The sequence below is a fragment of the Herbiconiux sp. genome, assembly GCF_023264895.1.
In the GTDB taxonomy this organism is placed as follows: Bacteria; Actinomycetota; Actinomycetes; order Actinomycetales; family Microbacteriaceae; genus Herbiconiux.
In genome coordinates, this window is sequence record NZ_JAHFUY010000001.1 from 1 (window position 1) to 22,745 (window position 22,745).

Annotated in this window: 20 protein-coding genes, 1 pseudogene and 1 riboswitch; of the genes and pseudogenes, 17 read left to right on the plus strand and 4 right to left on the minus strand. The window is 72.3% G+C overall.

The features are described from left to right. From accB to Q0D57_RS00035, 7 genes and pseudogenes are all read left to right on the plus strand, one after another. On the plus strand, window positions 1–395 hold a 395-nt coding region (gene accB / locus Q0D57_RS00005), incomplete at its 5' end, for an acetyl-CoA carboxylase biotin carboxyl carrier protein (RefSeq protein ID WP_291036367.1). Continuing rightward, window positions 388–1,803 (plus strand): acetyl-CoA carboxylase biotin carboxylase subunit, encoded by a 1,416-nt coding sequence (accC, locus tag Q0D57_RS00010; protein WP_291036369.1) that lies wholly within the window; start codon window positions 388–390, stop codon window positions 1,801–1,803. The genes accB and accC, both read left to right, overlap by 8 nt. A gap of 10 nt (window positions 1,804–1,813) precedes the next feature. Next, a complete protein-coding gene (locus tag Q0D57_RS00015; protein WP_291036371.1) occupies window positions 1,814–2,458 on the plus strand; it encodes a biotin transporter BioY in 645 nt (214 codons plus the stop codon). Beyond that, the gene (locus tag Q0D57_RS00020) at window positions 2,455–3,219 is read left to right on the plus strand and encodes a 3-oxoacid CoA-transferase subunit A (protein WP_291036373.1); all 765 of its coding nucleotides are present in this window, start codon (window positions 2,455–2,457) and stop codon (window positions 3,217–3,219) included. Before Q0D57_RS00015 ends, Q0D57_RS00020 begins: the two co-directional genes overlap by 4 nt. Continuing rightward, window positions 3,216–3,899 (plus strand): 3-oxoacid CoA-transferase subunit B, encoded by a 684-nt coding sequence (locus tag Q0D57_RS00025; protein ID WP_291036375.1) that lies wholly within the window; start codon window positions 3,216–3,218, stop codon window positions 3,897–3,899. Before Q0D57_RS00020 ends, Q0D57_RS00025 begins: the two co-directional genes overlap by 4 nt. After that, a pseudogene (locus Q0D57_RS00030) lies at window positions 3,896–5,063 on the plus strand (thiolase family protein). Before Q0D57_RS00025 ends, Q0D57_RS00030 begins: the two are co-directional and overlap by 4 nt. A 32-nt stretch (window positions 5,064–5,095) precedes the next feature. Next, on the plus strand, window positions 5,096–5,635 hold the full coding sequence (locus Q0D57_RS00035; protein WP_259529872.1) for a 2,4'-dihydroxyacetophenone dioxygenase family protein: 540 nt from the start codon (window positions 5,096–5,098) through the stop codon (window positions 5,633–5,635). A gap of 34 nt (window positions 5,636–5,669) precedes the next feature. Here Q0D57_RS00035 and Q0D57_RS00040 read toward each other — a convergent pair whose 3' ends face one another. Further along, window positions 5,670–5,990: a hypothetical protein gene (locus tag Q0D57_RS00040; RefSeq protein WP_291036379.1), complete on the minus strand. Its 321-nt coding sequence runs from the start codon at window positions 5,988–5,990 to the stop codon at window positions 5,670–5,672. Window positions 5,991–6,059: 69 nt separating this feature from the next. Then, window positions 6,060–6,169, plus strand: a riboswitch (TPP riboswitch). A 173-nt stretch (window positions 6,170–6,342) separates the two neighbouring features. On the opposite strand from Q0D57_RS00040, the gene Q0D57_RS00045 reads away from it, so the two are divergent. The 5 genes from Q0D57_RS00045 to Q0D57_RS00065 are packed head-to-tail and all read left to right on the plus strand — an operon-like array spanning window position 6,343 to window position 11,728. After that, window positions 6,343–6,993, plus strand: coding sequence for a YkoF family thiamine/hydroxymethylpyrimidine-binding protein (locus Q0D57_RS00045; protein WP_291036381.1), 651 nt, complete (start codon window positions 6,343–6,345; stop codon window positions 6,991–6,993). Then, the gene (locus Q0D57_RS00050; protein WP_291036383.1) at window positions 6,990–7,598 is read left to right on the plus strand and encodes an ECF transporter S component; all 609 of its coding nucleotides are present in this window, start codon (window positions 6,990–6,992) and stop codon (window positions 7,596–7,598) included. The genes Q0D57_RS00045 and Q0D57_RS00050 overlap by 4 nt, the downstream gene beginning before the upstream one ends. A 7-nt stretch (window positions 7,599–7,605) precedes the next feature. Further along, window positions 7,606–9,579, plus strand: a complete 1,974-nt coding sequence (locus tag Q0D57_RS00055; protein WP_291036385.1) for an ATP-binding cassette domain-containing protein — start codon at window positions 7,606–7,608, stop codon at window positions 9,577–9,579. Further along, entirely contained in the window at window positions 9,576–10,403 is an 828-nt protein-coding gene (locus Q0D57_RS00060; RefSeq protein WP_291036387.1) for an energy-coupling factor transporter transmembrane component T, read from the plus strand. Before Q0D57_RS00055 ends, Q0D57_RS00060 begins: the two co-directional genes overlap by 4 nt. Further along, complete coding sequence (locus tag Q0D57_RS00065) at window positions 10,403–11,728, plus strand: NtaA/DmoA family FMN-dependent monooxygenase (protein WP_291036390.1); 1,326 nt, start codon at window positions 10,403–10,405, stop codon at window positions 11,726–11,728. Before Q0D57_RS00060 ends, Q0D57_RS00065 begins: the two co-directional genes overlap by 1 nt. Window positions 11,729–11,764: 36 nt before the next feature. Here Q0D57_RS00065 and Q0D57_RS00070 read toward each other — a convergent pair whose 3' ends face one another. Then, window positions 11,765–12,772: an LLM class flavin-dependent oxidoreductase gene (locus Q0D57_RS00070; RefSeq protein WP_291036392.1), complete on the minus strand. Its 1,008-nt coding sequence runs from the start codon at window positions 12,770–12,772 to the stop codon at window positions 11,765–11,767. A gap of 137 nt (window positions 12,773–12,909) precedes the next feature. Here Q0D57_RS00070 and cofG point away from each other — a divergent pair, with 137 nt between their 5' ends. The 3 genes from cofG to Q0D57_RS00085 all read left to right on the plus strand — a co-directional run bounded on the left by cofG (window position 12,910) and on the right by Q0D57_RS00085 (window position 17,840). Then, window positions 12,910–15,378: a 7,8-didemethyl-8-hydroxy-5-deazariboflavin synthase CofG gene (gene cofG / locus Q0D57_RS00075; RefSeq protein WP_291036394.1), complete on the plus strand. Its 2,469-nt coding sequence runs from the start codon at window positions 12,910–12,912 to the stop codon at window positions 15,376–15,378. Next, complete coding sequence (locus tag Q0D57_RS00080; protein ID WP_291036396.1) at window positions 15,378–16,925, plus strand: NAD(P)/FAD-dependent oxidoreductase; 1,548 nt, start codon at window positions 15,378–15,380, stop codon at window positions 16,923–16,925. The genes cofG and Q0D57_RS00080 overlap by 1 nt, the downstream gene beginning before the upstream one ends. Window positions 16,926–17,276: 351 nt before the next feature. Continuing rightward, window positions 17,277–17,840, plus strand: a complete 564-nt coding sequence (locus Q0D57_RS00085; protein WP_291036398.1) for a Fic family protein — start codon at window positions 17,277–17,279, stop codon at window positions 17,838–17,840. A 37-nt stretch (window positions 17,841–17,877) separates the two neighbouring features. Here Q0D57_RS00085 and Q0D57_RS00090 read toward each other — a convergent pair whose 3' ends face one another. Together Q0D57_RS00090 and Q0D57_RS00095 are read right to left on the minus strand one after the other, a co-directional pair. Next, window positions 17,878–20,499: an excinuclease ABC subunit UvrA gene (locus Q0D57_RS00090; protein WP_291036400.1), complete on the minus strand. Its 2,622-nt coding sequence runs from the start codon at window positions 20,497–20,499 to the stop codon at window positions 17,878–17,880. A gap of 219 nt (window positions 20,500–20,718) precedes the next feature. Then, window positions 20,719–21,135, minus strand: coding sequence for a hypothetical protein (locus tag Q0D57_RS00095; protein WP_291036402.1), 417 nt, complete (start codon window positions 21,133–21,135; stop codon window positions 20,719–20,721). A gap of 354 nt (window positions 21,136–21,489) precedes the next feature. Between Q0D57_RS00095 and Q0D57_RS00100 the strand changes: the two genes are divergently transcribed. Together Q0D57_RS00100 and Q0D57_RS00105 are read left to right on the plus strand one after the other, a co-directional pair. Beyond that, complete coding sequence (locus Q0D57_RS00100; protein ID WP_291036403.1) at window positions 21,490–22,356, plus strand: AraC family transcriptional regulator; 867 nt, start codon at window positions 21,490–21,492, stop codon at window positions 22,354–22,356. 97 nt (window positions 22,357–22,453) lie between these two features. Then, on the plus strand, window positions 22,454–22,726 hold the full coding sequence (locus Q0D57_RS00105; protein ID WP_291036405.1) for a hypothetical protein: 273 nt from the start codon (window positions 22,454–22,456) through the stop codon (window positions 22,724–22,726). Window positions 22,727–22,745: the final 19 nt, after the last annotated feature.

Consider the following 22,745-nt stretch of genomic DNA (forward strand, 5'->3'; position numbering starts at 1 on the left):
CGGCGGCTCCGGTGGCAGCGGCGGCTCCCGCCCCGGCCCCCGTGGCTGCGCCGGCTCCCGCGGCTGCCGCACCGGCACCGGTGCCTGCCGCTCCCGCCACAGCTGCCCCCGCCGCACCGGCTGTCGCCCCCTCGGGCGGTCTCGGATCCGACGAGGTCGCCATCAAGGCGCCCATGGTAGGCACCTACTACTCCTCCCCGAAGCCGGGGGCCCCGTCGTTCGTCTCAGTGGGAGACACCGTCACCAAGGGCACCGTTCTCGCGATCGTCGAGGTGATGAAGCTCATGAACAACATCGAGGCCGAGGTCGACGGCACCGTCACCCAGATCCTGGTCGAGAACGAGCAGGCCGTCGAGTACGGCCAGCCGCTGCTGGTGATCAAGCGCCATGGCTGAGCCCGTCACCTCCACCTCCACCTCCACCCCCAAGGTCGGGAGCGGAAGCATCCGGAGCGTGCTCATCGCCAACCGCGGTGAGATCGCGCTCCGCATCATCCGCGCCTGCAAGGAGCTGGGCATCAAGAGCGTCCTGGCGTACTCCGAGGCGGATGCGGACTCGCTCCCGGTGAAGCTCGCCGACCAGGCCGTGTGCATCGGCCCCGCGCGCGTCAATTCGAGCTACCGCAACGCCCACGCCGTGGTCGGGGCGGCCCTGGCCTACCGGGTGGACGCCATCCACCCCGGCTACGGCTTCCTCAGTGAGAACGCCGACTTCGCCGCGATGTGCGAGCAGGAGGGCGTGACCTTCGTCGGCCCCGCCTCCGACGTCATCTCCCGGATGGGCGACAAGATCGAGGCCAAGATCATCGCCCGCCGCGCTGGTGTGCCCACGGTCCCCGGATCGGTCGGAGCCATCTCGGAGTACACCGAGGCGCTCGCCGTCGCGAGCGAGGTGGGCTACCCGCTGCTGATCAAGGCGGCGGCCGGCGGCGGCGGTCGCGGCATGCGCGTGGTGCAGGCCGCCGAGACGCTCGAGAAGGATCTGCAGGAGATCATGTCCGAGGCCGAGGTGGCCTTCGGCGATCCGTCGGTCTACATCGAGCGCTACCTCACCGACATCCGGCACATCGAGATCCAGGTCATCTCCGACGGCGAGACCGTGCTGCACCTCGGCGAGCGGGACTGCACCGCCCAGCGGCGCAACCAGAAGCTCGTGGAGGAATCGCCCTCGCCGGTGCTCGACGCCGAGCTGCGGCAGGGTCTCGCCGACGCCGCCGTGGCGCTGTGCCGGGAGGTGGGCTACACGAACGCCGGCACGGTGGAGTTCGTGTTCGACAACATCGAACGCACCTATTACTTCATCGAGATGAACACGCGCATCCAGGTCGAGCACCCGGTCTCCGAGATGGTGAGCGGCATCGACCTCATCAAGCTGCAGCTGCAGATCGCCGGAGGCGTGCCGCTCGAGCTCCGTCAGGACGACGTCGTCATCCGCGGGCACGCCATCGAGTGCCGCATCAATGCGGAGGACCCGGATCGCGACTTCGCCCCGAACCCCGGCACGATCGCGCGGTTCCGGGCACCAGGCGGCTTCGGGGTGCGCCTCGACACGCACATCGAGACCGGCTACGTCATCCCGCCGTTCTACGACTCGATGGTGGGCAAGCTCATCTGCTGGGGCCAGGACCGCGACGAGGCCATCGCCCGCACCCTGCGTGCCCTCGAGGAGCTCGAGATCGAGGGCATCGTGACCACGGCTCCGCTCCACGCCCGGATCGTCTCGTCAGAGCGCTTCCGCAGCGGCGACTTCAACACCGCGTTCGTCGCCGAACTCCTCGCCACCACTTCGAACCCCTCGACCTAAGGAGACCCTCGTGTCCCTCTCAGCAGCCTCCGGGCGACTCGTCCTCGCCGACCTCGTCGCCCGCCCGTCCACCCGCGCCCGTGCGCTCGCGGTCGACGCCACCCTCGTGCTCGCCGGCGTCGCCGTGGTCGCCCTCCTCGCGAAGGTCTCGTTCTTCATCGGCCCGATCCCCATCACGGGCCAGACCCTCGGGGTCATCGCCGTCGGCGCGGCCCTCGGCTCCCGGCGCGGAGCGGCCGCGCTGACGACCTACCTCCTGGCCGGCCTCGCCGGGCTCCCCGTGTTCGCCGGCGCCGTTGCGGGCCCCGCCTACGTGCTCGTGCCGTCGTTCGGCTTCGTGCTCGGCTTCATCCCGGCCGCGTTCGTGGCCGGCTGGTTCGCCGAGCGCGCGTGGGACCGCAAGCCGGTGCTGGCCTTCCTCAACTTCGTCGCCGCGTCCGTCATCCCGTTCCTCGTGGGCGTGCCCTACATGGCGCTCATCCTCTCGGCCGTGCTCGGCCAGCCGGTGACGGCCGCGGGGGTGCTCGAGGCCGGTGTCTGGCCGTTCATCGTCCCCGGTCTCCTCAAGGCGGCGGCCGCGGCTCTCATCATCCCGGGGGCCTGGCTCCTCGTGCGGAGCGCCGACAAGACGACCGGCAGGGCTCCGCGGCGATGATCGACAAGACCGTCGCCGGCACCGCCGAGGCGGTGGCCGGCATCGCCGACGGCTCGACGGTGATGATCGGCGGCTTCGGCCGGGCAGGCCAGCCGGTCGAGCTCATCGACGCCCTCATCGAGCAGGGCGCGGGCGACCTCACCGTCGTGAGCAACAACGCCGGCAACGGCGACGTGGGCATCGCCGCTCTGCTCGCGGAGGGACGAGTCCGGAAGGTCGTCTGCTCGTTCCCCCGGCAGCACGACTCCTGGGTGTTCGACCGGCTCTACCGGGCGGGCGAGCTCGAGCTCGAACTCGTCCCCCAGGGCAACCTGGCGGAGCGCATCCGGGCTGCCGGTGCCGGCATCGGGGCGTTCTACAGCCCCACCGGTGTCGGCACCCTGCTCGCCGAGGGCAAGGAGGAGCGCACCATCGACGGTCGGCGCTACCTGCTCGAGCACCCGATCCGAGCCGATGTGGCCCTCGTGGCCGCGTATCGCGGCGACCGCTGGGGCAACCTGGTCTACCGGGAGACGGCGCGCAACTTCGGGCCGATCATGGCGGCCGCGGCCACCACGACGGTGGTGCAGGTCGACGAATTGGTGGAGCTCGGCGCGCTGGATCCGGAGAGCGTCGCGACGCCCGGCATCCACGTCGACCGCGTGGTGGCCGTCGGCTACCGGCCGTGGATCCACGAGGGCCGGTTCGTGGGCGGCGTCGACGTGAACGGGGCGCCGCTCGAGCAGAGCCCCGAGTCGTCAGTGGCGGGAGCGGTGCGATGACCGGACTCTCGCGCGACGAGCTCGCCCGGCGCATCGCCGCCGACATCCCCGAGGGCGCCTACGTGAACCTCGGCATCGGGGCCCCGACCCTCGTGGCCAACCACCTGCCGGAGGACCTCGAGATCGTCCTGCACACCGAGAACGGCCTGCTCGGCATGGGGCCGGCTCCCGAGGACGGGCTGATCGACCCCGACCTCATCAACGCGGGCAAGCAAGCCGTGACGGCGCTTCCCGGTGCCGCCTACTTCCACCACGCCGACTCGTTCGGCATGATGCGCGGCGGCCACCTCGACATCTGCGTGCTCGGCGCGTTCCAGGTGAGCGAGCGGGGCGACCTCGCCAACTGGTCGACGGGCGAGCCAGGGGCGATCCCTGCAGTGGGCGGGGCGATGGATCTCGCGATCGGTGCGAAGCAGGTGTTCGTCATGACCGACCTGCTCACCAGGGACGGCGCGTCGAAGCTCGTCGCCGAGTGCACCTATCCGCTCACCGGGGTCGCGTGCGTCTCCCGGATCTACACGGGCGACGCCGTGTTCGACGTGACGCCGGAGGGCCTCCGGGTGCGTGAGGCGTTCGGCGAGCACACGGTCGCCTCGCTCGAGGAGCTGACCGGACTGACGCTGCAGGCTGCGGCGCCCGAGCTCGCCTCTGCAGCAGAGGAAGAAGGAGGATCGCGATGACCGTGAGCGTCGTGCACGACGCCGTGCGCACACCGTTCGGCCGGGCCGGAGGCGCCCTCTCGGGCGTGCGGCCCGACGATCTCGCGGCCGTGGTGATGGCCTCGATCGTGGAGCGCTCGGGCCTCGATCCGGCGCGGATCGACGACGTGATCTTCGGCGACGCCAACCAGGCCGGTGAGGACAACCGCAACGTGGCGCTTAGGGGCGCTGCTCGCCGGGTTCCCCACGAGCGTGACCGGCACCACCGTCAACCGGCTCTGCGCCTCGTCGCTCGAGGCGGTCATCCAGGGCTCGCGGGCCATCGAGGCGGGTGACGCCGAGGTGGTGCTCGCGGGCGGGGTCGAGTCGATGAGCCGGGCACCCTACGTGGTCGAGAAGTCGCCGAAGCCGTGGCCGGCCAGCGGCAACCCCACGATGTGGAACACCTCGATCGGGTGGCGGATGACGAATCCGGCGCTTCCCCAGGAGTGGACGGTCAGCAACGGCGAGGCCGCCGAGCGCATCGCGCGGGCCTGGAGCATCTCGCGCGAGCAGCAGGACGGGTTCGCGCTGCGATCGCACCGGCTCGCGGCCGAGGCCTGGGCGTCGGGCCTGCTCGACGGCGAGATCGTGCAGGTGCCCGGTGCTCCGCTCGAGCGCGACGAGGGCATCCGCGAGGGCACCACGATGGAGCGGCTCGCCGCGCTCAAGCCGCTCTTCGCCGCCGACGGATCGGTGACCGCCGGCAACTCGTCGTCGATCAACGACGGTGCGTCGGCCGTGCTGATCGCCGCCGAGGGGGTGCTCGACGGCGAGCCGCTCGCGCGGATCACGGGTCGGGCCGCGCACGGGGTCGATCCGCAGGACTTCCCGATCGCACCCGTGGAGGCGGCGAACAAGGCGCTCGCGCGGGCGGGTCGCAGCTGGGCCGACGTCGACGTCGTGGAGCTCAACGAGGCCTTCGCCTCGCAATCGCTCGCGTGCCTCGCGGGCTGGCCCGGCCTCGATCCGGAGAAGCTCAACGCCCACGGCGGTGCGCTCGCCATCGGGCATCCGCTCGGCGCGTCGGGCGGGCGGGTGATCGGGCGCGCGGCGCACGAGCTGGCGCGGCGCGGCGGCGGGATCGCTGTCGTGGCGGTCTGCATCGGTGTGGGCCAGGGCCTCGCCGTCGTGCTCGAGCGCTGACCGCCATCCGAACCCAATAGAAAGGAACGACGATGAACAACGCTGCAGAAGCCACCCCCGACGAGGCCGCGATCCCGTACCGGGGTGAGCAGCCTTTCGGCATGGTCGACGACCTCGTGGTGCCCGGCGCCCTCTCGCTCGACGACGACGAGCGGTTCTGGGTGCCCCAGTCGAAGGACGTCTCGTTCAAGCCGCTCGTGCTCTCGGTGAGTCAGGGCTACTTCGTGAACGTGCTCCGGGTGCGCAAGAACGGCATCCTCTCCCGGCACCGGCATGCGGGCCCCGTGCACGCGACCGTGCTGCGCGGCCGCTGGCACTACCTGGAGCACAGCTGGTGGGCGGAGGAGGGCTCCTACGCGTTCGAGCCGCCGGGCGACATCCACACCCTTGAGATCCCGGACGACGTGGAGGAGATGGCGACGCTGTTCCACGTCACGGGCGCCTACATCTACGTCGACCCCGACGGGAACCCGACGGGTGTGGAGGACGTCTTCACGAAGATCGAGAACGCGCGCGCGCACTACGAGCGCGTGGGGCTCGGGGCGTCGTACGTGGAGCAGTTCATCCGATGACGGCGGCGTGCCGCGCGTGCCGGGGCGGGCCTCGTCAGGGCGCGACGGCTAGGGAGAAGAGTCCCACCACGAGCGGCACCACCACGGCGGCGAGCGCCAGGTAGGAGAGAACGAGCCCCACGGTCGCCCGCACCTGCCCGCCCTCGCGCCGGCGCGCGACGTGCCCCACGACGACGCCGGCGAGGGGCAGGAGGTACGAGAGCGCCGTTACGACGCCGATCGTGACCGGGTCGCCCGGAGCCAGCGTGAGCGGCACCCAGCCGAGTGCCGCGACTGCGGCGGCGGCGATGCCCAGGACGAGGGCGGCGGTGCTGAGCGGGCGGGAGGTCGTGGTGACTTCTGACGTGCGCGACATCGATTCACCCTAGCCCGGTCACCCTGCGTCGCACAGGGAGCCGCATCCGGTGCCTCGTGGCTATAGTGGTCCTGAACACACGGGAGCCCGGTGAGCCGGGCTGAGAGGAAGCGAACCACGCTTCGACCGTCGAACTTGATCTGGATAATGCCAGCGCAGGGAGAGTGAGAGCGAATGCTCGTCGTCGATCGACACCGCCGCCAGTCGGCCGTCACCATGATCGGTTCTGAATCACAGCCGAAGGCCCTCGGCCTCGGCACCTTCACCGCGCCTGCACGTCGCTCCTGATCGGTCGGCCCTCCGCGCCCGCCGCCGGTGAGCGCGAACCGTCTGCAGTGAAAGGCACGCCATCATGTCCCTGAATCCGACCCTGCCGTCCGCGCCCGCGGCCCCGGCCCTGACCCCGGAAGACCTCGGCGTGGGCGCACGCTTCACGATCGCTGTGATGGACGGCGACTTCGCCCGCATCATCGTCGACGCCCTCGCCGCCGCCGACTCCACCGACCTCGTGGTCGTCACCGATCCGGTCAGCACCCTCGTGCGCGGATCGGAGCAGCGCGTGCTCGAGTACCTCTCCGACGTCATCGCGGGCGCCTCCCGCGGCGGCCACCACGTCACCGCCTCGCTGCTGCTCTCCCGCGGCTGCCCCGGCGAGGTCACCTGCAGCACCACCCCCGGCCTCCTGGCCGAGGCGGCCGCTGTGCCCGTGCTGCCCGCCACCGGCATCCGCGCCTCGGCGCACTGGTCGCTCTACCCGCTCGACGACACGGGCCGCCCGGGTGAGACCCCCGACCACCTCCGCGACATCTACGAGGCCATCGACTACGCCAAGGAGCTCGGCGCCTACGTGCGCGGCGAGCACTACGCCACCCTGCTCGAGGGCGACCTCGCCGACGTGCTGGGCGCCGTGGCGGCCGGCTGGGTGCTCGTGGGGCGGAGCGTGCAGCACGTCACGAGCCACGCCACCCTCTCCATCGCGAGCCCCTCGGAGGCGGCACGATGACCGCCACGGCCACCACCCGCCGCACCTCGCTGTTCGCCTGGCAGCTGAAGGACATCATGCTGCTCGTCGTGCTCGGAGCGGTCTTCGGGTTCCTCTACTGGGCCCTCGTGCAGGGCTGGATCGCGCTCTCGGTCGCCACCGGCCCCTTCGGCGACCTCACGCAGCACGTGCTGCTCGGCGGCTGGCTGCTCGTGGCACCCATCGCGATCGCGATCATCCGGCGGCCGTTCGCGGGCATCCTCGCCGAGATCATCGCCTCCGTCATCGAGGTCGTCTTCCTCGGCTCGGCGGTCGGCCCGCTGCTGCTCGTCGCGGCCGCCCTCCAGGGGGCAGGCAGCGAGCTGCCGTTCGCCCTCATGCGCTACCGGCGCTACGGCTGGCTCGTCTACGCGGTGTCGGGCGCGCTCGGCGCAGGCCTCGTGTTCTTCTACTCGGCCTTCCGGTCGGGGTGGTACGGCACCGATCTGCTGCTCCTTCGCCTCGTGATCCAGGTGGTCTCGGGCATCGTGATCGGCGGGCTGCTCGCCAAGGTGATCGTCGACGGGCTGGCCCGCACCGGGGTCGTCGACAACTTCGCCATCGGCCGGGCCCGCCTTGGCGCCTGAAGGCGTGATGTCTGACACGGATCGCGCGGCGGCGCGCACGGTCGACGTCACCGTGCGCGCCCCGGGTTCGCCTCGCCCGCTGCTTGCCGGGGTGTCGCTCGAGCTGGCACCGGGTGAGCGGATGCTGGTGCTCGGCCCCTCGGGATCCGGCAAGTCGAGCCTCGTCAACGTGCTCACCGGGGTCATCCCCTTCTCGCAGAACCTGTCGGTCGAGGGCGCGGTGCTGCTCGGCGGGGCCGACGTGAGCGAGCTGCCCGTGGTGGAGCGGGCGCGACGGGTGGGCGCGGTCGCTCAGGATCCGGCGGCCGCGGTGTGCCTCGCCCGGGTGGACGACGAGATGGCGCTGCCGCTGGAGAACCACGGGGTGGACCCGTCGGCGATCTCGGGGCGGATCGATGACGCGCTCGGCCTCGTGGGCGCCGGCGGGCTCCGGGAGCGGGCGACATCGGCGCTCTCGGGTGGGGAGCTGCAGCGGGTGGCGATGGCCGCGGCGCTCGCCGGGTTGAGTGAGGGCGGTGGGATCGGCCTGGCCGGCCCGACCGGGTCGCCTGCGGACGGTGGGGTCGCCGGCGCCCGAGGGACTGGCGCGCTCGGCGGTGGCGGTGGCGGTGGGGGCGCGTCGGCGGTGCTGCTGCTCGACGAGCCGACGTCGATGCTCGATCCGGCGGGTGTCCGTGCGGTGCGCGGGGCAGTCGCGCGCGTGGCGGAGCGCGGCGAGGTGGCCGTGCTGCTCGTCGAGCATCGCCTGGACGAGTTCGCCGGGGAGGCCGGCGCGCGCGGGCTGCCGGAGAAGGCCCTCGTGCTCGACGGCTCGGGCGGGGTGGTGGCGTGCGGTCCGACCGTGGAGGTGCTGGCGCAGAATGCGCAGCGGCTGCATGATGCGGGCTGCTGGCTGCCGCTCGAGACCGAGCTGCTCGCGATCACCGGGCGACCAGGGGGCCTCGACTCGGCGGAGGTGGGGGAGTGGCTGCGCGGCTGGCTGCGGATGCGGCCGGTCGCGACCGCGGCACGGTCATCGCCGGTAGACGGCCCAGGTGAGGGTGATGTCGAGGCGCCGGACGTGGCGTCGGTCGCGAACCACGATGACCGCGATCCGTTGCTCTCTGCGCGGTCGCTCGTGGTGGGGCGGCCGGCTCCCGGCGCACGCCGATCACGGGGACGGCGCGCGCCGGTCGATGCGGTGCTCGCGGGTGTGGATCTCGAGCTGCCTCCCGGCGAGGTCGTGGCGCTGCTGGGCGCCAACGGATCGGGGAAGACGAGCCTGCTGCTCACCCTCGCCGGGCTCCTGCCTGCGGCCGGGGGAGCGGTCGCGGGGGCGCGGCCGAGCATGGTCTTCCAGAACCCCGAGCTGCAGTTCCTGGGGCACCGGGTGCGCGACGAGATCGGGATCGGCGTCGCCGGCAGCCGCGACGAGGTGGCTGAGATCGTCGACCGCCAGCTCGCCGTGCACCGGCTCGAGCACGTCGCCGATCGCGACCCCTACCGCCTCTCGGGCGGGGAAAAGCGGCGGCTGAGTCTCGCCGCCATGCTCGCCCACGCCGACCGCCCTGTGCTGCTCGCCGACGAGCCTGCGTTCGGGCTCGACCGTCGTGACACGGTCGCCACCGCCGACGTCTTCCGCACCGAGGCTGCCCGCGGGCGGGCCGTGGTGTTCTCCAGCCACGACCTGCGGTTCGTCGCGACCGTCGCCGACCGCGTCATCGTCCTCGCCGACGGCGGGATCGCGGCCGACGGTCCGACCGTCACGGTGCTCCGGAACGCGGACGTCCTGCGCCGCGCCGGCCTCGAGCTGCCGCCCCTCGTGGCCTGGCTGCTCGCCGAGACCGCCCCGGCCGACCCCACCACCCCAGCGCGGGATGTGGGCGACGTCGACGCCGTACGCGTGCTCCGCTGGCTCTACGCGACCGGCGCGCATCCGGAGGCCACCGCACCGCCGCTGCCCACGGCCGCCGGCACGTCGCTCGAGGAGGCGGCACGATGATCCTGAACCCCGCCCAGGTGCCCGACTCGCCGCTCGCCCGCCGCAACCCCACCGTGAAGCTCGCGGTGCTGTTCCTCGCCTCGGTGGCGCTGCTGTTCGTGCTCGACCCCGTCACGCCGGCGGTGATCTACCTCGCCGGGTTCATCGGCGCCGCCGTGGGCGGGCGCATCCCGCTGCGCACCCTGCTGGCCGTGCAGCTGCCCTTCTTCGCCTTCGCGGCGGGCGTGCTCACCATCAACGTGCTGAGCCGGCCGGGCACCGCGCTGTGGGAGGAGGGCCCGGTGCGCCTCACCGTCGAAGGGCTCGTCGTCGGCGCGGCGCTGGCCGGACGCACGCTCGCCATCGGCATCCTCTCGGTCGGCTTCCTGCTCACCACCGACAGCCTCGCGCTCATGACGAGCCTGCACCAGAACGCCCGCCTCGGCGCCCGCCCGAGCTACGCGCTCATGGCCGGCCACCGGCTGCTGCAGCAGCTGCCGGGGGAGTGGGCGGTCATCCGCGCCGCCCAGTCGGTGCGCGCACCGCTCCGGCGTGCCGGCACCGTACGCCAGGGCACCGTTCGCCAGGGCACCGTACGCCGAGGGCCCGGGGCGTTCGGCCGGGCGGGCTTCGCCCTGCTCGTGCAGTCCATCCGCCGGGGCGAGCGGATGGCGCAGTCGCTCGAGTCGCGCGGACTCGGCCTCACGCCCCGCACGGTGTGGCGACCGGTGCACGTGACCTCCGTCGACCTCGCGTTCGGAGCAGTCGTGCTCGCCGGCCTCGCGACCGTGATCGGGGTCGCCGGCGCGCTCGGGCTGCTCCGGGGCCCGGGAGCTCTGTTCTGATGACGCCGAAGCAGGCCCGACTCGTGGCGCTCGTCAACCCGCCGACGAGCCAGTACGCCGCCAACTGGAGCAACCCGCTGAGCCGCTCCGACTGGCTGCGCGGCACCTTCTACGCCGACCTCGGCCGGCTGCTCGAGCGGGGCCGGTTCGACATGGTGTTCCTCGCCGACGCGCTCGCCGTGCCCGAGGACGCCGACGGCGAGATCGCCACGACCCTCCGCACCGGCGGCAAGGGCGCGATCTACCTCGACCCGATCGTGGGCCTCTCGCACATCGCCGCCGCGACCACCCATCTCGGGCTCGGGGCGACCGTGTCGACGACGTTCCAGCATCCGTTCACCATCGCCCGCAGCCTGCTCAGCCTCGACCAGCTCTCGGGAGGGCGGGTGGCCTGGAACATCGTCACCTCCACGACGGATGCGGAGGCCCGCAACCACGGGCTCCCCGCCATCCCCGACAAGGCCGCCCGCTACGACCGCGCCGACGAGGTGGTGCAGGCGGTGATCGACCTCTGGGAGGGGTGGGAGCCGGATGCGCTCCGGCTCGACCCGATCGCTGGGGTCTTCGCCGATCCCGTCCGGGTGCGCCGCGCACCACGGCGGGGCGGCGACCTGCCCTACGCCCCGGGGCCGCTGGCGATGCCGCGGAGCCCGCAGAACCGCCCCGTGCTCATGCAGGCCGGGGCCTCCCCGCGGGGACTCGAATTCGCCGCGCGCTGGGCCGAGGTCGTCTTCGCCACGGGCGGCTCGCCGGAGGCGCACCGGACTCAGCGGGCGGCCTTGAAGGAGCGGTGCCGGCAGCTCGGGCGGGATCCGGAATCACTCCTCTACCTGCCGGCCATCCAGCCCGTGCTCGGATCCTCGGCGTCGGACGCCCGCCGCAGGCTCGCGTCGCTCGAGGAGGCGCTGGATCCCGATGCGGTGCTCGTGGCGCTCGGCCGGCTGCTGCACGCCCGGCCGCACGAGCTCGATCCGGATGCCCCCGCCGTGCCCCTGATCGAGGCCCACCGGGGCGCGACGGGCAGCGACGGCTTCGAACGGTCGATGCTGCACGCGGCCGAGAGCGAGTCGCTCACCGTGCGGGGGCTCGCCTTCCGCCAGGCGCTCAGCCAGTTCAATCTGCAGCCCGTCGGCACGCCGGCGGCGGTGGCCGACGAGCTCGAGCACCTCCTCGACAGCGGCGCGGCCGACGGCTTCGTGGTGATGCCGGCGCTCTACCTCAGCTCGTTCGACGACGTCGTGAACGGTCTCGTGCCCGAGCTGCAGCGGCGCGAGCGGCTCCGCGAGGAGTACGAGCACGCGACGCTTCGGGGGAACCTCGCCTGAGGGTCTCCGCGGGCCGGGCGGTGCCCGATCGGCCGCCTACGCCGCCACGCGCGCGTGCGCGTCGGCCAGCAGCTCCACCGACCGCAGCCGAGCGGCCGTCTCGAGAGACGCGTGCGCCACGATGACCTCGTCGACGTCAGCCGCGCGCGCGAAGTCCTCGATGTAGTCCGAGACATCCGCACCGGTGCCGAGACCGGTGTAGGTGGCCATGCTCTGCACCTGCGCACCGGCCGGGGTGGTCAGCAGGTAGTCGAGCTCGTCGTCGCCGAACTGGCGGTCGAGGGGGATGCGGCCGCTCTGGCGCAGCAGCATCACGAGCCGTGCGCGCTTGACCCGGGCGAGCTGCGCCGCCGCATCGTCACGGTCGTCGGTGACGATCGCGTTCACGCCGGCGATGACGTGGGGCCGCTCGAGCTGCTCCGAGGGCGTGAACTCCCGGCGATAGATCGCCACCGCCTGGTGCAGGGCATCCGGGGCGAAGTGCGACGCGAACGCGTAGGGCAGCCCGAGGGCGGCGGCCAGCCGGGCACCGAACAGCGACGATCCCAGGATGTAGAGCGGCACCCGCGTGCCGGCACCGGGCGTGGCGTTGACCCCGGGCACACGCGACTGCCCGGCGAGGAAGGCCTGCAGCTCGAGCACGTCGTCGGGGAAGTGCTCCGACGACGCCGGGTCGCGGCGGAGCGCCCGGAAGGTCGCCTGGTCGCTGCCGGGCGCCCGCCCCAGCCCCAGGTCGATGCGGCCGGGGTGCAGGGACTCGAGGGTGCCGAACTGCTCCGCGATCGTCAGCGGCGCGTGGTTGGGCAGCATCACACCGCCGGCGCCGAGCCGGATCGTGGAGGTCTGGGAGGCCACATGAGCGATCAGCACCGCCGTGGCGCTCGACGCGATGGTCGCCATGTTGTGGTGCTCCGCGTACCAGACGCGCCGGTAGCCGCTGGCCTCGGCCTGCTGGGCGAGGGCGACGGAGGCCGCGAAGCTGTCGCGCACGGTCTCCCCGGGAGCGATGGGGGCGAGGTCGAGGATCGAGAGAGGAACAGTCACACGAGGTGCAACGCCGGAGCGCGGCTCGTGCTTCCCGATCGCGAGGTAGAATGGGATCACTTCAGATCGGGCCTGGATTTGGGCTCGCGACGTTCGTCGAAACGTCTGCACCATCCACCGAGCCTGAAAGCCGCACCGTGACCTCCTCCGAGTTCTCCCGTTCTTTCACCGACCTCGTTCCGCATCCCTCCGCGCTCTCCGCGCGCGGGGCTCTCGACCGCATCGAGGGTGGTGAGCCGATCGCCCTGCCCACCGCCACTGCTCTGCTGGGCGCCCGTGGCGACGACCTCGACCGGCTGCTCGCCCGGGCCTCCGCCATCCGCGACGACGGTCTCCGGCGGGCCGGCCGCCCCGGGGTCATCACCTACTCCAAGAAGGTGTTCCTGCCGATCACCCGGCTGTGCCAGGATCGCTGCCACTACTGCATCTTCGTGGACACCCCCGGCGGGCTCGCGAAGCACGGCATCACCACCTTCATGGAGCCCGACGAGATCATCTCGATCGCCCAGGTGGGCGCCGGAATGGGCTGCAAGGAGGCTCTCTTCACCCTCGGCGACCGCCCCGAGAAGCGCTGGCCCGCCGCCCGCAGCTGGCTCGCCGAGCACGGCTACGGCTCCACGCTGGAGTACGTGGGCGCGATGGCGCAGCGCGTGCTCGACGAGACCGGCCTCATCCCGCACCTCAACCCGGGCGTGATGTCGTGGAACGAGATGCAGCGGCTGCGCCCGTGGGCGGGCTCGATGGGGATGATGCTCGAGACCACCGCCACCCGGCTGTGGTCGGAGCCGGGAGGCGCCCACTTCGGCTCGCCCGACAAGGATCCGGCGCTGCGGCTGCGGGTGATCGAGGATGCCGGGCGCTCCCGCATCCCGTTCACCTCCGGAGTGCTGCTCGGCATCGGCGAGAACCACGCCGAGCGCGCCGAGGCGCTGTTCGCGCTGCGCGACCTGCACGGCCGGTTCGGGCACCTGCAGGAGACCATCGTGCAGAACTTCCGCTCCAAGCCCCGAACGGCCATGCAGAACGACCCCGACCTCGGGCTCGACGAGTACATCGCGGCCGTCGCCACGGCCCGCATCGTCATGGGTCCGGATGCCACGGTGCAGGCGCCGCCGAACCTCACCGACCTCCCGGAGCTGGGGCTGCTGCTGCGGGCCGGCATCAACGACTGGGGCGGCATCAGCCCGCTCACCGCCGACCACGTCAACCCCGAGCGGCCCTGGCCCGACATCGACCTGCTCGCCGAGCTCACCAGCCGTGGTGGCTTCGCCCTGAAGGAGCGGCTCACCGCCTACCCCGAGTACCTCGCCGACGCCGACCGCTGGCTCGACCCGAACATCACCCCGGCGCTGCAGGCGCTCATGGATCCGGAGACGCTGCTCGCCGACGAGTCGGCACGGGTGGCGCCGCGCCGCACGGCGGACGTGCCCGCCGACGAGTCGGCTGCCGACGTGCCCGCCGGAGCCGGTCGTGCCCACCGAGCCGCCCACGTCGACGACGGCCTCCGAGCCGCTCTGCTCTCCGCGGCGCGGGGATCCGGAGACGCGATCACCGACGACCAGGCCGTCCTCCTGCTGGGTGCTCGCGGCGGAGCCCTCGACGAACTCGCCGGCATCGCGGATGCGGCGCGCGAGGCGAGCGGCGACCGGGCCGTCACGTACGTGGTCAACCGCAACGTCGACACGAGCCTGCTGACGCTGGGCGGCGAGCACGACGCCGATGACCCCGGGGCGCCCACCCCCGCGCTCACCCTCGACATGGTGCAGCAGCTCGCCGCCGAGGCCGCCCAGCTCGGCGCGAGCGAGCTCTGCCTGCAGGGCCGACCCGCGGCGCACCTGCCCGGCACCGTCTACCTCGACGTCGTGCGCGCCATCCGCGAGGCCGCACCCGAGCTCAGCATCCACGGCTTCCGCCCCACCGAGCTGCAGGACGGGGCGCGCCGCACCGGTCGCAGCCTGCCGCAGTTCCTCAGCGAGCTCCGCGAGGCCGGCCTCAGCAGCGTGCCCGGCACGGCCGCCGTGGTGCTCGACGACGGCGTGCGCGCTGCCTTCAGTCAGGGGCAGCTGCCCCCGGCCGCCGAGTGGATCGCGACCGTCGAGGCCGCGCACCGTGCCGGCCTCGGTTCCACCTCGACCCTCGTCTTCGGCCACGTCGAGACCCCCGCCCAGATCGTGGCGCACCTGCGGGCCCTCGCCGCCCTGCAGGAGCGCACGGGCGGCTTCACCGAGTTCATCCCGATGCCGTTCGTGCCGGGCGACGCGCCGCGAGCGCTGGCCGCCCTGGCGGGCCGTGGGCCCTCGCCCGAGGCCTCACGCGCCGTCATCGCGGTCTCCCGCCTGCTGCTGGCCGGCCGCATCGACCACGTGCAGGCCGCCTGGACCAAGCTCGGCCTCGGCACCACCGGCCAGGTGCTGCGTGGCGGCGCCGACGACATCGGCGGGGTGCTCCTCGACGGCGCGCTCTGGCCCGAGGCGGGGCCCGAGGCGCGCCTCACCCTCACCGATGCCGACGTCGAGTCGCTGGCCCGCGCATCCGGTCGCCCCGCCCTCCGCCGCGACACCGCCTACCGGCCCATCGCGGAGGCACTCGTCGTGAGCGGGCGTTGATGACGACGCCGTCGCTGTCGCAGCAGCCGGCCCACCCGGCTCCGGATGCCTCGCCGCGCGAGGTCGACACCATCGTGGTGGGGGCCGGGATCGCGGGCATCGCCGCCGCCGCCCAGCTGCGGCGGCGAGGCATCACCGACGTGCTGGTGGTGGAGCGTGCCCACGACGTGGGCGGAACGTGGCGCGACAACGTCTACCCGGGTGTCGCCAGCGACATCCCCGCGCACCTCTACTCCTATTCGTTCCGGCCGAACCCGGGCTGGAGCCGGCGGTTCGCGCCCGGGGCCGAGATTCAGGAGTACCTGCGGGGCGTGGTGCGCGACGAGGGTCTGGCCCCGCAGCTGCTGCTCGGGACCGACTTCACCGACATTTCCTGGGACGACGACCGGCGGCGCTGGCGGCTGGCGACCAGCCGGGGCGAGCTCGTCTGCCGTGTACTGATCCTCGCGGCGGGCCGGCTCTCCGAGCCCGTGCTCCCGCAGCTGCCCGGCCGGGAGTCGTTCACCGGCGCCGTGATGCACAGCAGCGCCTGGGTGCCGGGGCTGGATCTCGCGGGCGCGCGGGTCGGCGTCGTCGGCACCGGGGCATCCGCTGTTCAGCTGGTGCCGCACCTGGCGGGGGTGGCCGCCGGGGTGACCGTGTTCCAGCGCACGGCGCCGTGGGTGGTGCCGCGGGCGGATGCGCCGGTCCCGGCGGCCGTCCGGGCGACGTTCGCGCGCGATCCGGGGGCCATGCACGCGCAGCGGGAGTCGCTCTTCCGCGAGTTCGAGGCCGGGCACGCCGCGCGGGTCGCCGAGGGGCCCGAGCGGGAGGCGCTGCGGCAGGTGGCGCTCGGTCACCTCGCGGCCCAGGTGCCCGACGCGTCGCTCCGCGCCCGCCTCACCCCCGACTACGAGATCGGCTGCAAGCGCATCCTGCTCTCCGACGACTGGTACCCCGCCATCGCGTCGGGGGCGGTCACGTTGGAGCCCTCGGCCATCGTGGCGCTCGAGGGCAACCACGCCGTGGCCGCCTCGGGTGCCCGGCACGAGGTCGACGCCCTCGTGTTCGCCACCGGTTTCGCCGCGACCCGCCCGCCGTTCGCCCAGCACGTGCGGGGGCGCGGCGGCCGGCTGCTCGCCGAGCACTGGGCCGAGGGGATGACGGCGTACGCGTCGATCCTGATGGCCGGCTTCCCGAACCTGATGGTGCTCGACGGGCCGAATGCGGCGCTCGGCCACAACTCGGCGTTCGCCATGATCGAGGCCCAGGCGGAGCTCGCCGGATCCCTGGCCACGCGGATGCGCACCGAGGGCGCCGAGGTGATCGAAGCCTCGCCCGCGGCCGAGCAGGCCTGGACCGACCAGCTCGACGCCGCCAGCCGCGGAACCGTCTGGCTGAGCGGCTGCCGCTCCTGGTACGTCGACGACCGCAGCAGCCGCCTCACCCTGCTCTGGCCCGGCACCGCCACCACCTTCCGCGCCGCCCTCAGGGCAGTCGCCGAGCAGCCCTTGCCCCTCCCCGACGCTGACGTCGCCACGAACGAGCTGATGTCACTGCTCGGCTGACGACGTCCCGAACCGAACGGCCGCAGATTCCGGTGGTTCCCGTGACGATTCCCACGCGGGCGGCTGCGGCGTAAAGTGAAACTCCAGCGCGCGTACGACTCACAATGACCAGGAATGGAGGTAGTGCGATGCCGACCAGGAAGCCGATCAGCCCGAAGCGACTGCGCGAGAGTGTGGTGAAGTCGACGATGAAGACCATGAGCATCGAAGGACGGCTGCCTCCGCACGAGCCGAGACCGAGCACCGCGAGCAAAGACTCTTTGGTGGCGAACTTCAAGTCCACGTCGCGTCAGATGATTGGCTGAGCTCTCTGCCGAGTACGGGGCCACTCCCGTCGATCCGGATGACGAGGTGGCCTTCCTGCCGGGCATCGGCTTCGAGAACAGAGCTGCCCTGTACGAGGCGGAGGCACAGGCGCTCAGCGATCTGCGATACCAGCTCTACGACGCCGTGGCGTCCGGAGAGCTGACCGCTGCGGACATCACGGGTCGTTTCAACCTGGAGAAGATGCACCAGCTGGCCAACCAGCAGATCTGGCAGTGGGCCGGCCGATTCCGCGATCGTGAGTTGAACGTCGGTGCTCCGCCGGAGTACATCCGAGAGCGGCTCTACGGCGCACTGGAGAACCTCACGTGGCAGGTGGAGAACGCCGACGCCATCGGATTCTCGCCCGAGTTGCTCGCGATGAGCGCGCACCACCAGCTCGTCAAGATCCACCCCTTCGTCGACGGGAACGGGCGGATCACGCGGCTTTTCGCCGATGTCCTCCTGCTGGCGCTGACGGGGGATCGCGTCTTCGACTGGTCGGTCGAACCGTCCGACTACGTCGCTGCGGTGAGGCGGGCGGATGCGTCTGGAGACATGGCCGAGCTGCTCGAGATGGTCGGAGTCGAGTACCTGACCGACGAGGTCTGAGCGCTCTCAAGCTGGGCCGGATCTCCCGGCGGCGGGTTCAGCGCGGGTCGCGGGCGAGGCGGGCGGCCAGGTAGGGGGCCGTGCGGCTGTCGGGGGAGCTCGCCACGGTCTGCGGGGTGCCGGTCGCCACGATGCGGCCGCCCGCGTCGCCTCCGGAGGGGCCGAGGTCGATGACCCAGTCGGCGGCCGCCACCACGTCCATCTCGTGCTCGACCACCACGACCGTGTCGCCCGAGTCGACGAGGGCGTTCAGCTGGGCGAGCAGGCGCCGCACGTCGGCGGGGTGCAGGCCCGTGGTCGGCTCGTCGAGGAGGTAGAGGGTGTGGCCGCGGCGCACCCGCTGCAGCTCGGTGGCGAGCTTGATGCGCTGGGCCTCACCGCCCGAGAGCTCCGTGGCGGGCTGGCCGAGCCGCAGGTAGCCGAGACCCACGTCGAGCAGGGTACGGAGACTGCGGGCCGCCGCCGGGACCGCCGCGAGGAAGCCGGCCGCCTCGTCGACCGTGAGGGCCAGCACCTCGGCGATCGACTTGCCCTCGTAGGTCACCTCGAGCGTGTCGGCGTTGTAGCGCGCGCCGTGGCACGTGGGGCACCGGCCGTAGCTGCCGGGCAGGAACAGCAGCTCGACCGACACGAAGCCCTCGCCCTGGCAGGTCTCGCAGCGGCCGCCCGCCACGTTGAACGAGAACCGGCCCGCGGTGTACCCGCGCTCCCGCGCCAGGTCGGTGGCGGCGAAGGTGGCCCGCACGGAGTCGAAGAGGCCCGTGTAGGTGGCGAGGTTCGAGCGCGGGGTGCGGCCGATCGGCTTCTGGTCGACCCGCACGAGGCGGTCGATGTGCTCGAGTCCGGTGACCCGGCGGACGGTCAGGGTGTCGACGCGTGCGTCGGCGAGCACGGCCTCGGCGAGGTCTGCTCCGGCTCCGGTGGTGTCATCCGCCCCGGCAGCCCCGCCTGCGCCGCGGCCGCCGGCGCCCGCCCCCGCATCCGGTGCGTCGTCGTCCGCCGCGTCATCCGCCCCGCCCGGGCCTGCCCGCAGGTGCTCGCGCACCACCTCGCGGAGCACCCGGCTCACGAGCGTCGACTTGCCCGATCCGGAGACGCCGGTGACTGCCGTGAGCGTCCCGAGCGGGATGGCGGCGTCGACGTCGACGAGGTTGTGCAGCCCGATCCCTTCGACGTTCAGCCACTCCCGGGCCTCGCGCGGCGCACGCCGATCCGCGGCCTCCCCGCTCGGCGAGGGGAAGAGGAACGGCCGCGTCGCCGACTCCTCCACCTCGGCCAGCCCCGCGACCTCACCGCTGTAGAGCACCGCGCCGCCGCCCTCGCCGGCACCGGGGCCGACGTCGACGATCCAGTCGGCCCGCCGCACGACATCCATGTTGTGCTCGACCACGTAGACCGAGTTCCCCGAGCGCTTCAGCTGCTCGAGCACATCGAGCAGCGGCTCCGCGTCGGCCGGGTGCAGGCCCGCCGACGGCTCGTCGAGCACGTAGATCACGCCGCTGAGCCCATAGCGCAGCTGGGTGGCGAGCCGCAGCCGCTGCATCTCGCCGGGCGAGAGCGTCGTCGTCACCCGGCCGAGCCCGAGGTAGCCGAGCCCGAGCTCGGTGAGCACCCGGATGCGCGCCAGCAGGTCGGTCGTGATGGCGACCGCCACGTCGGTGCGCTCGCCCGAGAGCGTCGTCGGCAGCGCGGGCGCCGCATCCTGGAGCAGGGTCGTGGGGCGGATGACCTCGGCGAGCTCGGTGAGCGGCAGCGCGTTGAGCTCGGCGATGGAGTGCCCGGCGAAGGTGACCGCGAGAGCCTCGCGGCGGAGTCCGGTGCCGTGGCAGAGCGGGCAGGGGCCCGAGCGCACGAACTGCAGCACCTTCGCCCGCATCATGGCGCTCTTGGAGTCGGCGAGGGTGTGGAAGACGTACTTCTTGGCGCTCCAGAACATGCCGTTGTAGGGCTTCGCCACGCGGTCGCGCTGCGGCGTGATCTGCACCACGGGCTGCTCGTCGGTGAAGAGGAGCCAGTCGCGGTCGGCCTGGTCGAGCTCCCGCCAGGGCCGGTCGACGTCGTAGCCGAGCACGATCGTGATGTCGCGGAGGTTCTTCGCCTGCCACGCCCCTGGCCAGGCCGCGATGGCCCCGTCGCGGATGCTGAGCGAGGGATCGGGGACGAGAGATTCCTCGGTGACCGTGTGGGCCACGCCGATCCCGTGGCACTCGGGGCACGCGCCGGCCGCGGTGTTGGGCGAGAAGGCGTCGGAGTCGAGCCGGGTCGTGAAGCCCTCGGGGAAGGTGCCGGCGCGGGAGAAGAGCATCCGGAGCGAGTTCGACAGCGTCGTGACGGTGCCCACGCTCGAGCGTGAGCTCGGAGCCCCGCGCCGCTGCTGCAGGGCGACGGCGGGCGGGAGCCCCGAGATGGAGTCGACGTGCGGATCGTGCCCCTGCTGGATGAGCCGCCGCGCGTAGGGGGCGACCGACTCGAGGTAACGCCGCTGGGCCTCGGTGAAGATGGTGCCGAACGCGAGCGACGACTTGCCGGAGCCGGAGACGCCGGTGAAGGCGACGATCGCATCCCTCGGCACATCGACGTCGACGTTCCGCAGGTTGTTCTCGTTCGCCCCCCGCACCCTCACGAAGCCGTCGGACAGGTCGCGCGGGGTTTCAGGCATCAGTCGAGTGTAGGTGGGTTTCCGGGGCGCGCTCTGTGGCCGGTGGATGTGTGGTCGCTCGGGGTGGCGCGGCGCGGGGTGGATCTTCCGGTCGAGTTGTCTCCCGCATCCGCTTCGCGGACGCACGCCAGACCCGAGCCAACAACTCGACCGGAAGACCCACCCCGCGCCGCACCGGTGTGCGCAAGGGGGAGGTCTGAGCGGCGGCAGACAGCTCGTCTACAGCAGCGTCGGCTCCTCGGCCTCCCGGTCGATCCGCAGGTAGGGCCCGTACGCCTCGAACAACCGGGCGACCTGCTCGTCGCTCGCGCCTGCCAGCCCGATGCCCACGACCCCGTCTTCCTCCACACCGAAAGTCACGAACTTCATCCCACTCTGCTGGAGGGCCGCGAGATCCGCCCACAGCGCTTCCTCCACGACCTTCGCCTTTGCAAGGGACTGATACGCCTCGACGAAGGCGACCTTCTCCCGGGGCAGCCCGACCTCCTGCCGAATCTGCTCCTCCACCGAGTCGGTGCCGTGAGCGAGGTAGATCACCAGCACATCGGCAGATGCCGGTGTCCCGGATGACACCCCCGCGTAGTTCTCCTTGAACGCAACCGGCCCGAGGTCCCGAAAAGCCAGCAATGCGGACACCACCTCCCCGGACAGTTCCCCGGGCCCGACCTCGGTGCTGAGCGGAGGGATGGGGGTCGGGAGCTGGGGCGCTGCAGATGCAGCTGAGGGTGGCCGCGTTCCGGTACCGGGCGAGCCCACCGTGCCGGCGCACCCGGTGAGCGCCACCGCGACCGCGACGACGACGCAGGGCAGCCCTCGTCGGAAACGAGCCAACCCATACATGTGGGCTCACCTCCCATCCGCCTATCGAGGCGATACGAGAGTTTCTCATTAAACAGGAAGCCATGGGGTTCCAGCCGCGATCCGATCGGGCCGCGATAGTAGGGTGCCGATCGGGAAGACCCGGAATTGTGGGTGTCGAAGGAAGGCGCCATGATCGCGGAGCTCAACAGGCTGGTCGAGCGGGTCGAGGAGAGGCTCGGCGACGACCTCGATGTCGCGGCGTTCGCGACCGAGGTCGGCACCACCGAGTACCACCTGCGGCGGATGTTCTCGTCGCTCGCGGGCATGCCGCTGTCGGAGTACATCCGCCGGCGCCGCATGTCGGTGGCGGCAGCCGACGTGCTCCGGGGCGACGACCTGCTGAGCACCGCAGTGCGCTACGGCTACGGATCGACCGAGGCGTTCGGTCGGGCGTTCCGTTCCGTGCACGGTGCGAGCGTGGGCGACGTCAGGCGAGACGGCGGCCCCCTTCGCACGCAACCGCAGCTCAGGTTCCGCCTGACCGTCGAAGGGAACATCACCATGGACACCCGCATCACCGATCGACCGGCCTTCCGTCTCGTCGGCCACGCGATCCGCGTGCCGCTCGTGCACGAGGGCATCAATCCGCACATCCAGGCCCACATCGCCTCACTGCCGCCCTCGGAGCACGCGCGGCTCAAGGAGCTGAGCGACACCGAACCGGCAGGGCTCCTCCAGGTCAGCGCCGACGTCGATCCCGACTACGAGGAGGGCAGCGACCTGACCTACTTGCACGGCGTCGCCGTCACCGAGACGACGGCCGTTCCCGGCGACCTCGACACGATCGACGTCCCCGCCGGCACCTGGGCGGTCTTCCGCACCGAGGGCGAGCACCCGGCCGCACTGCAGCAGGCCTGGGTCGCGACCGCCACCGACTGGTTCCCCTCCAACCCCTGGCGGCTCCGCCCCGGACCGTCGATCGTCTCGGTGCTCGAGCGCGCCGCCGACTTCAGCAGGGCCACGTGTGAGCTGTGGCTCCCCGTCGAGCGCGCCTGACCTCGAAGGCCCGCGCGGAGGGCGACCAGGCCCAACACAGCTGCGAGTGTCGCGCAAGGGGGAGGCGGTGTCGGTGGTGAGGCGTACTGTCGAAGGCATGATCGAGACCCCGACCGAGCGACTGCTCGGCATCCAGCGCGTGCAGCGTGCGGGCTCGGTCCTGCTCGTGCTCGGCGTGCTGGCGCTCCTCGGCGGTCTCTGGCTCCTGACCACCACGCACGCCGGCCCGCTGGCGGGCATCGCGCTCGCGTTCGCGCTCATCGGTGCGGGCATCGACCGCCGGCTCACCGCCCGCCGTCGCCGCCAGCGCTTCGGCATCGAACTCGAGTACGAGCTGCTCTCGCGGCCCTCGCTCACCTCGAACCCGTAGCGGGCAGCCTCTGACCCGG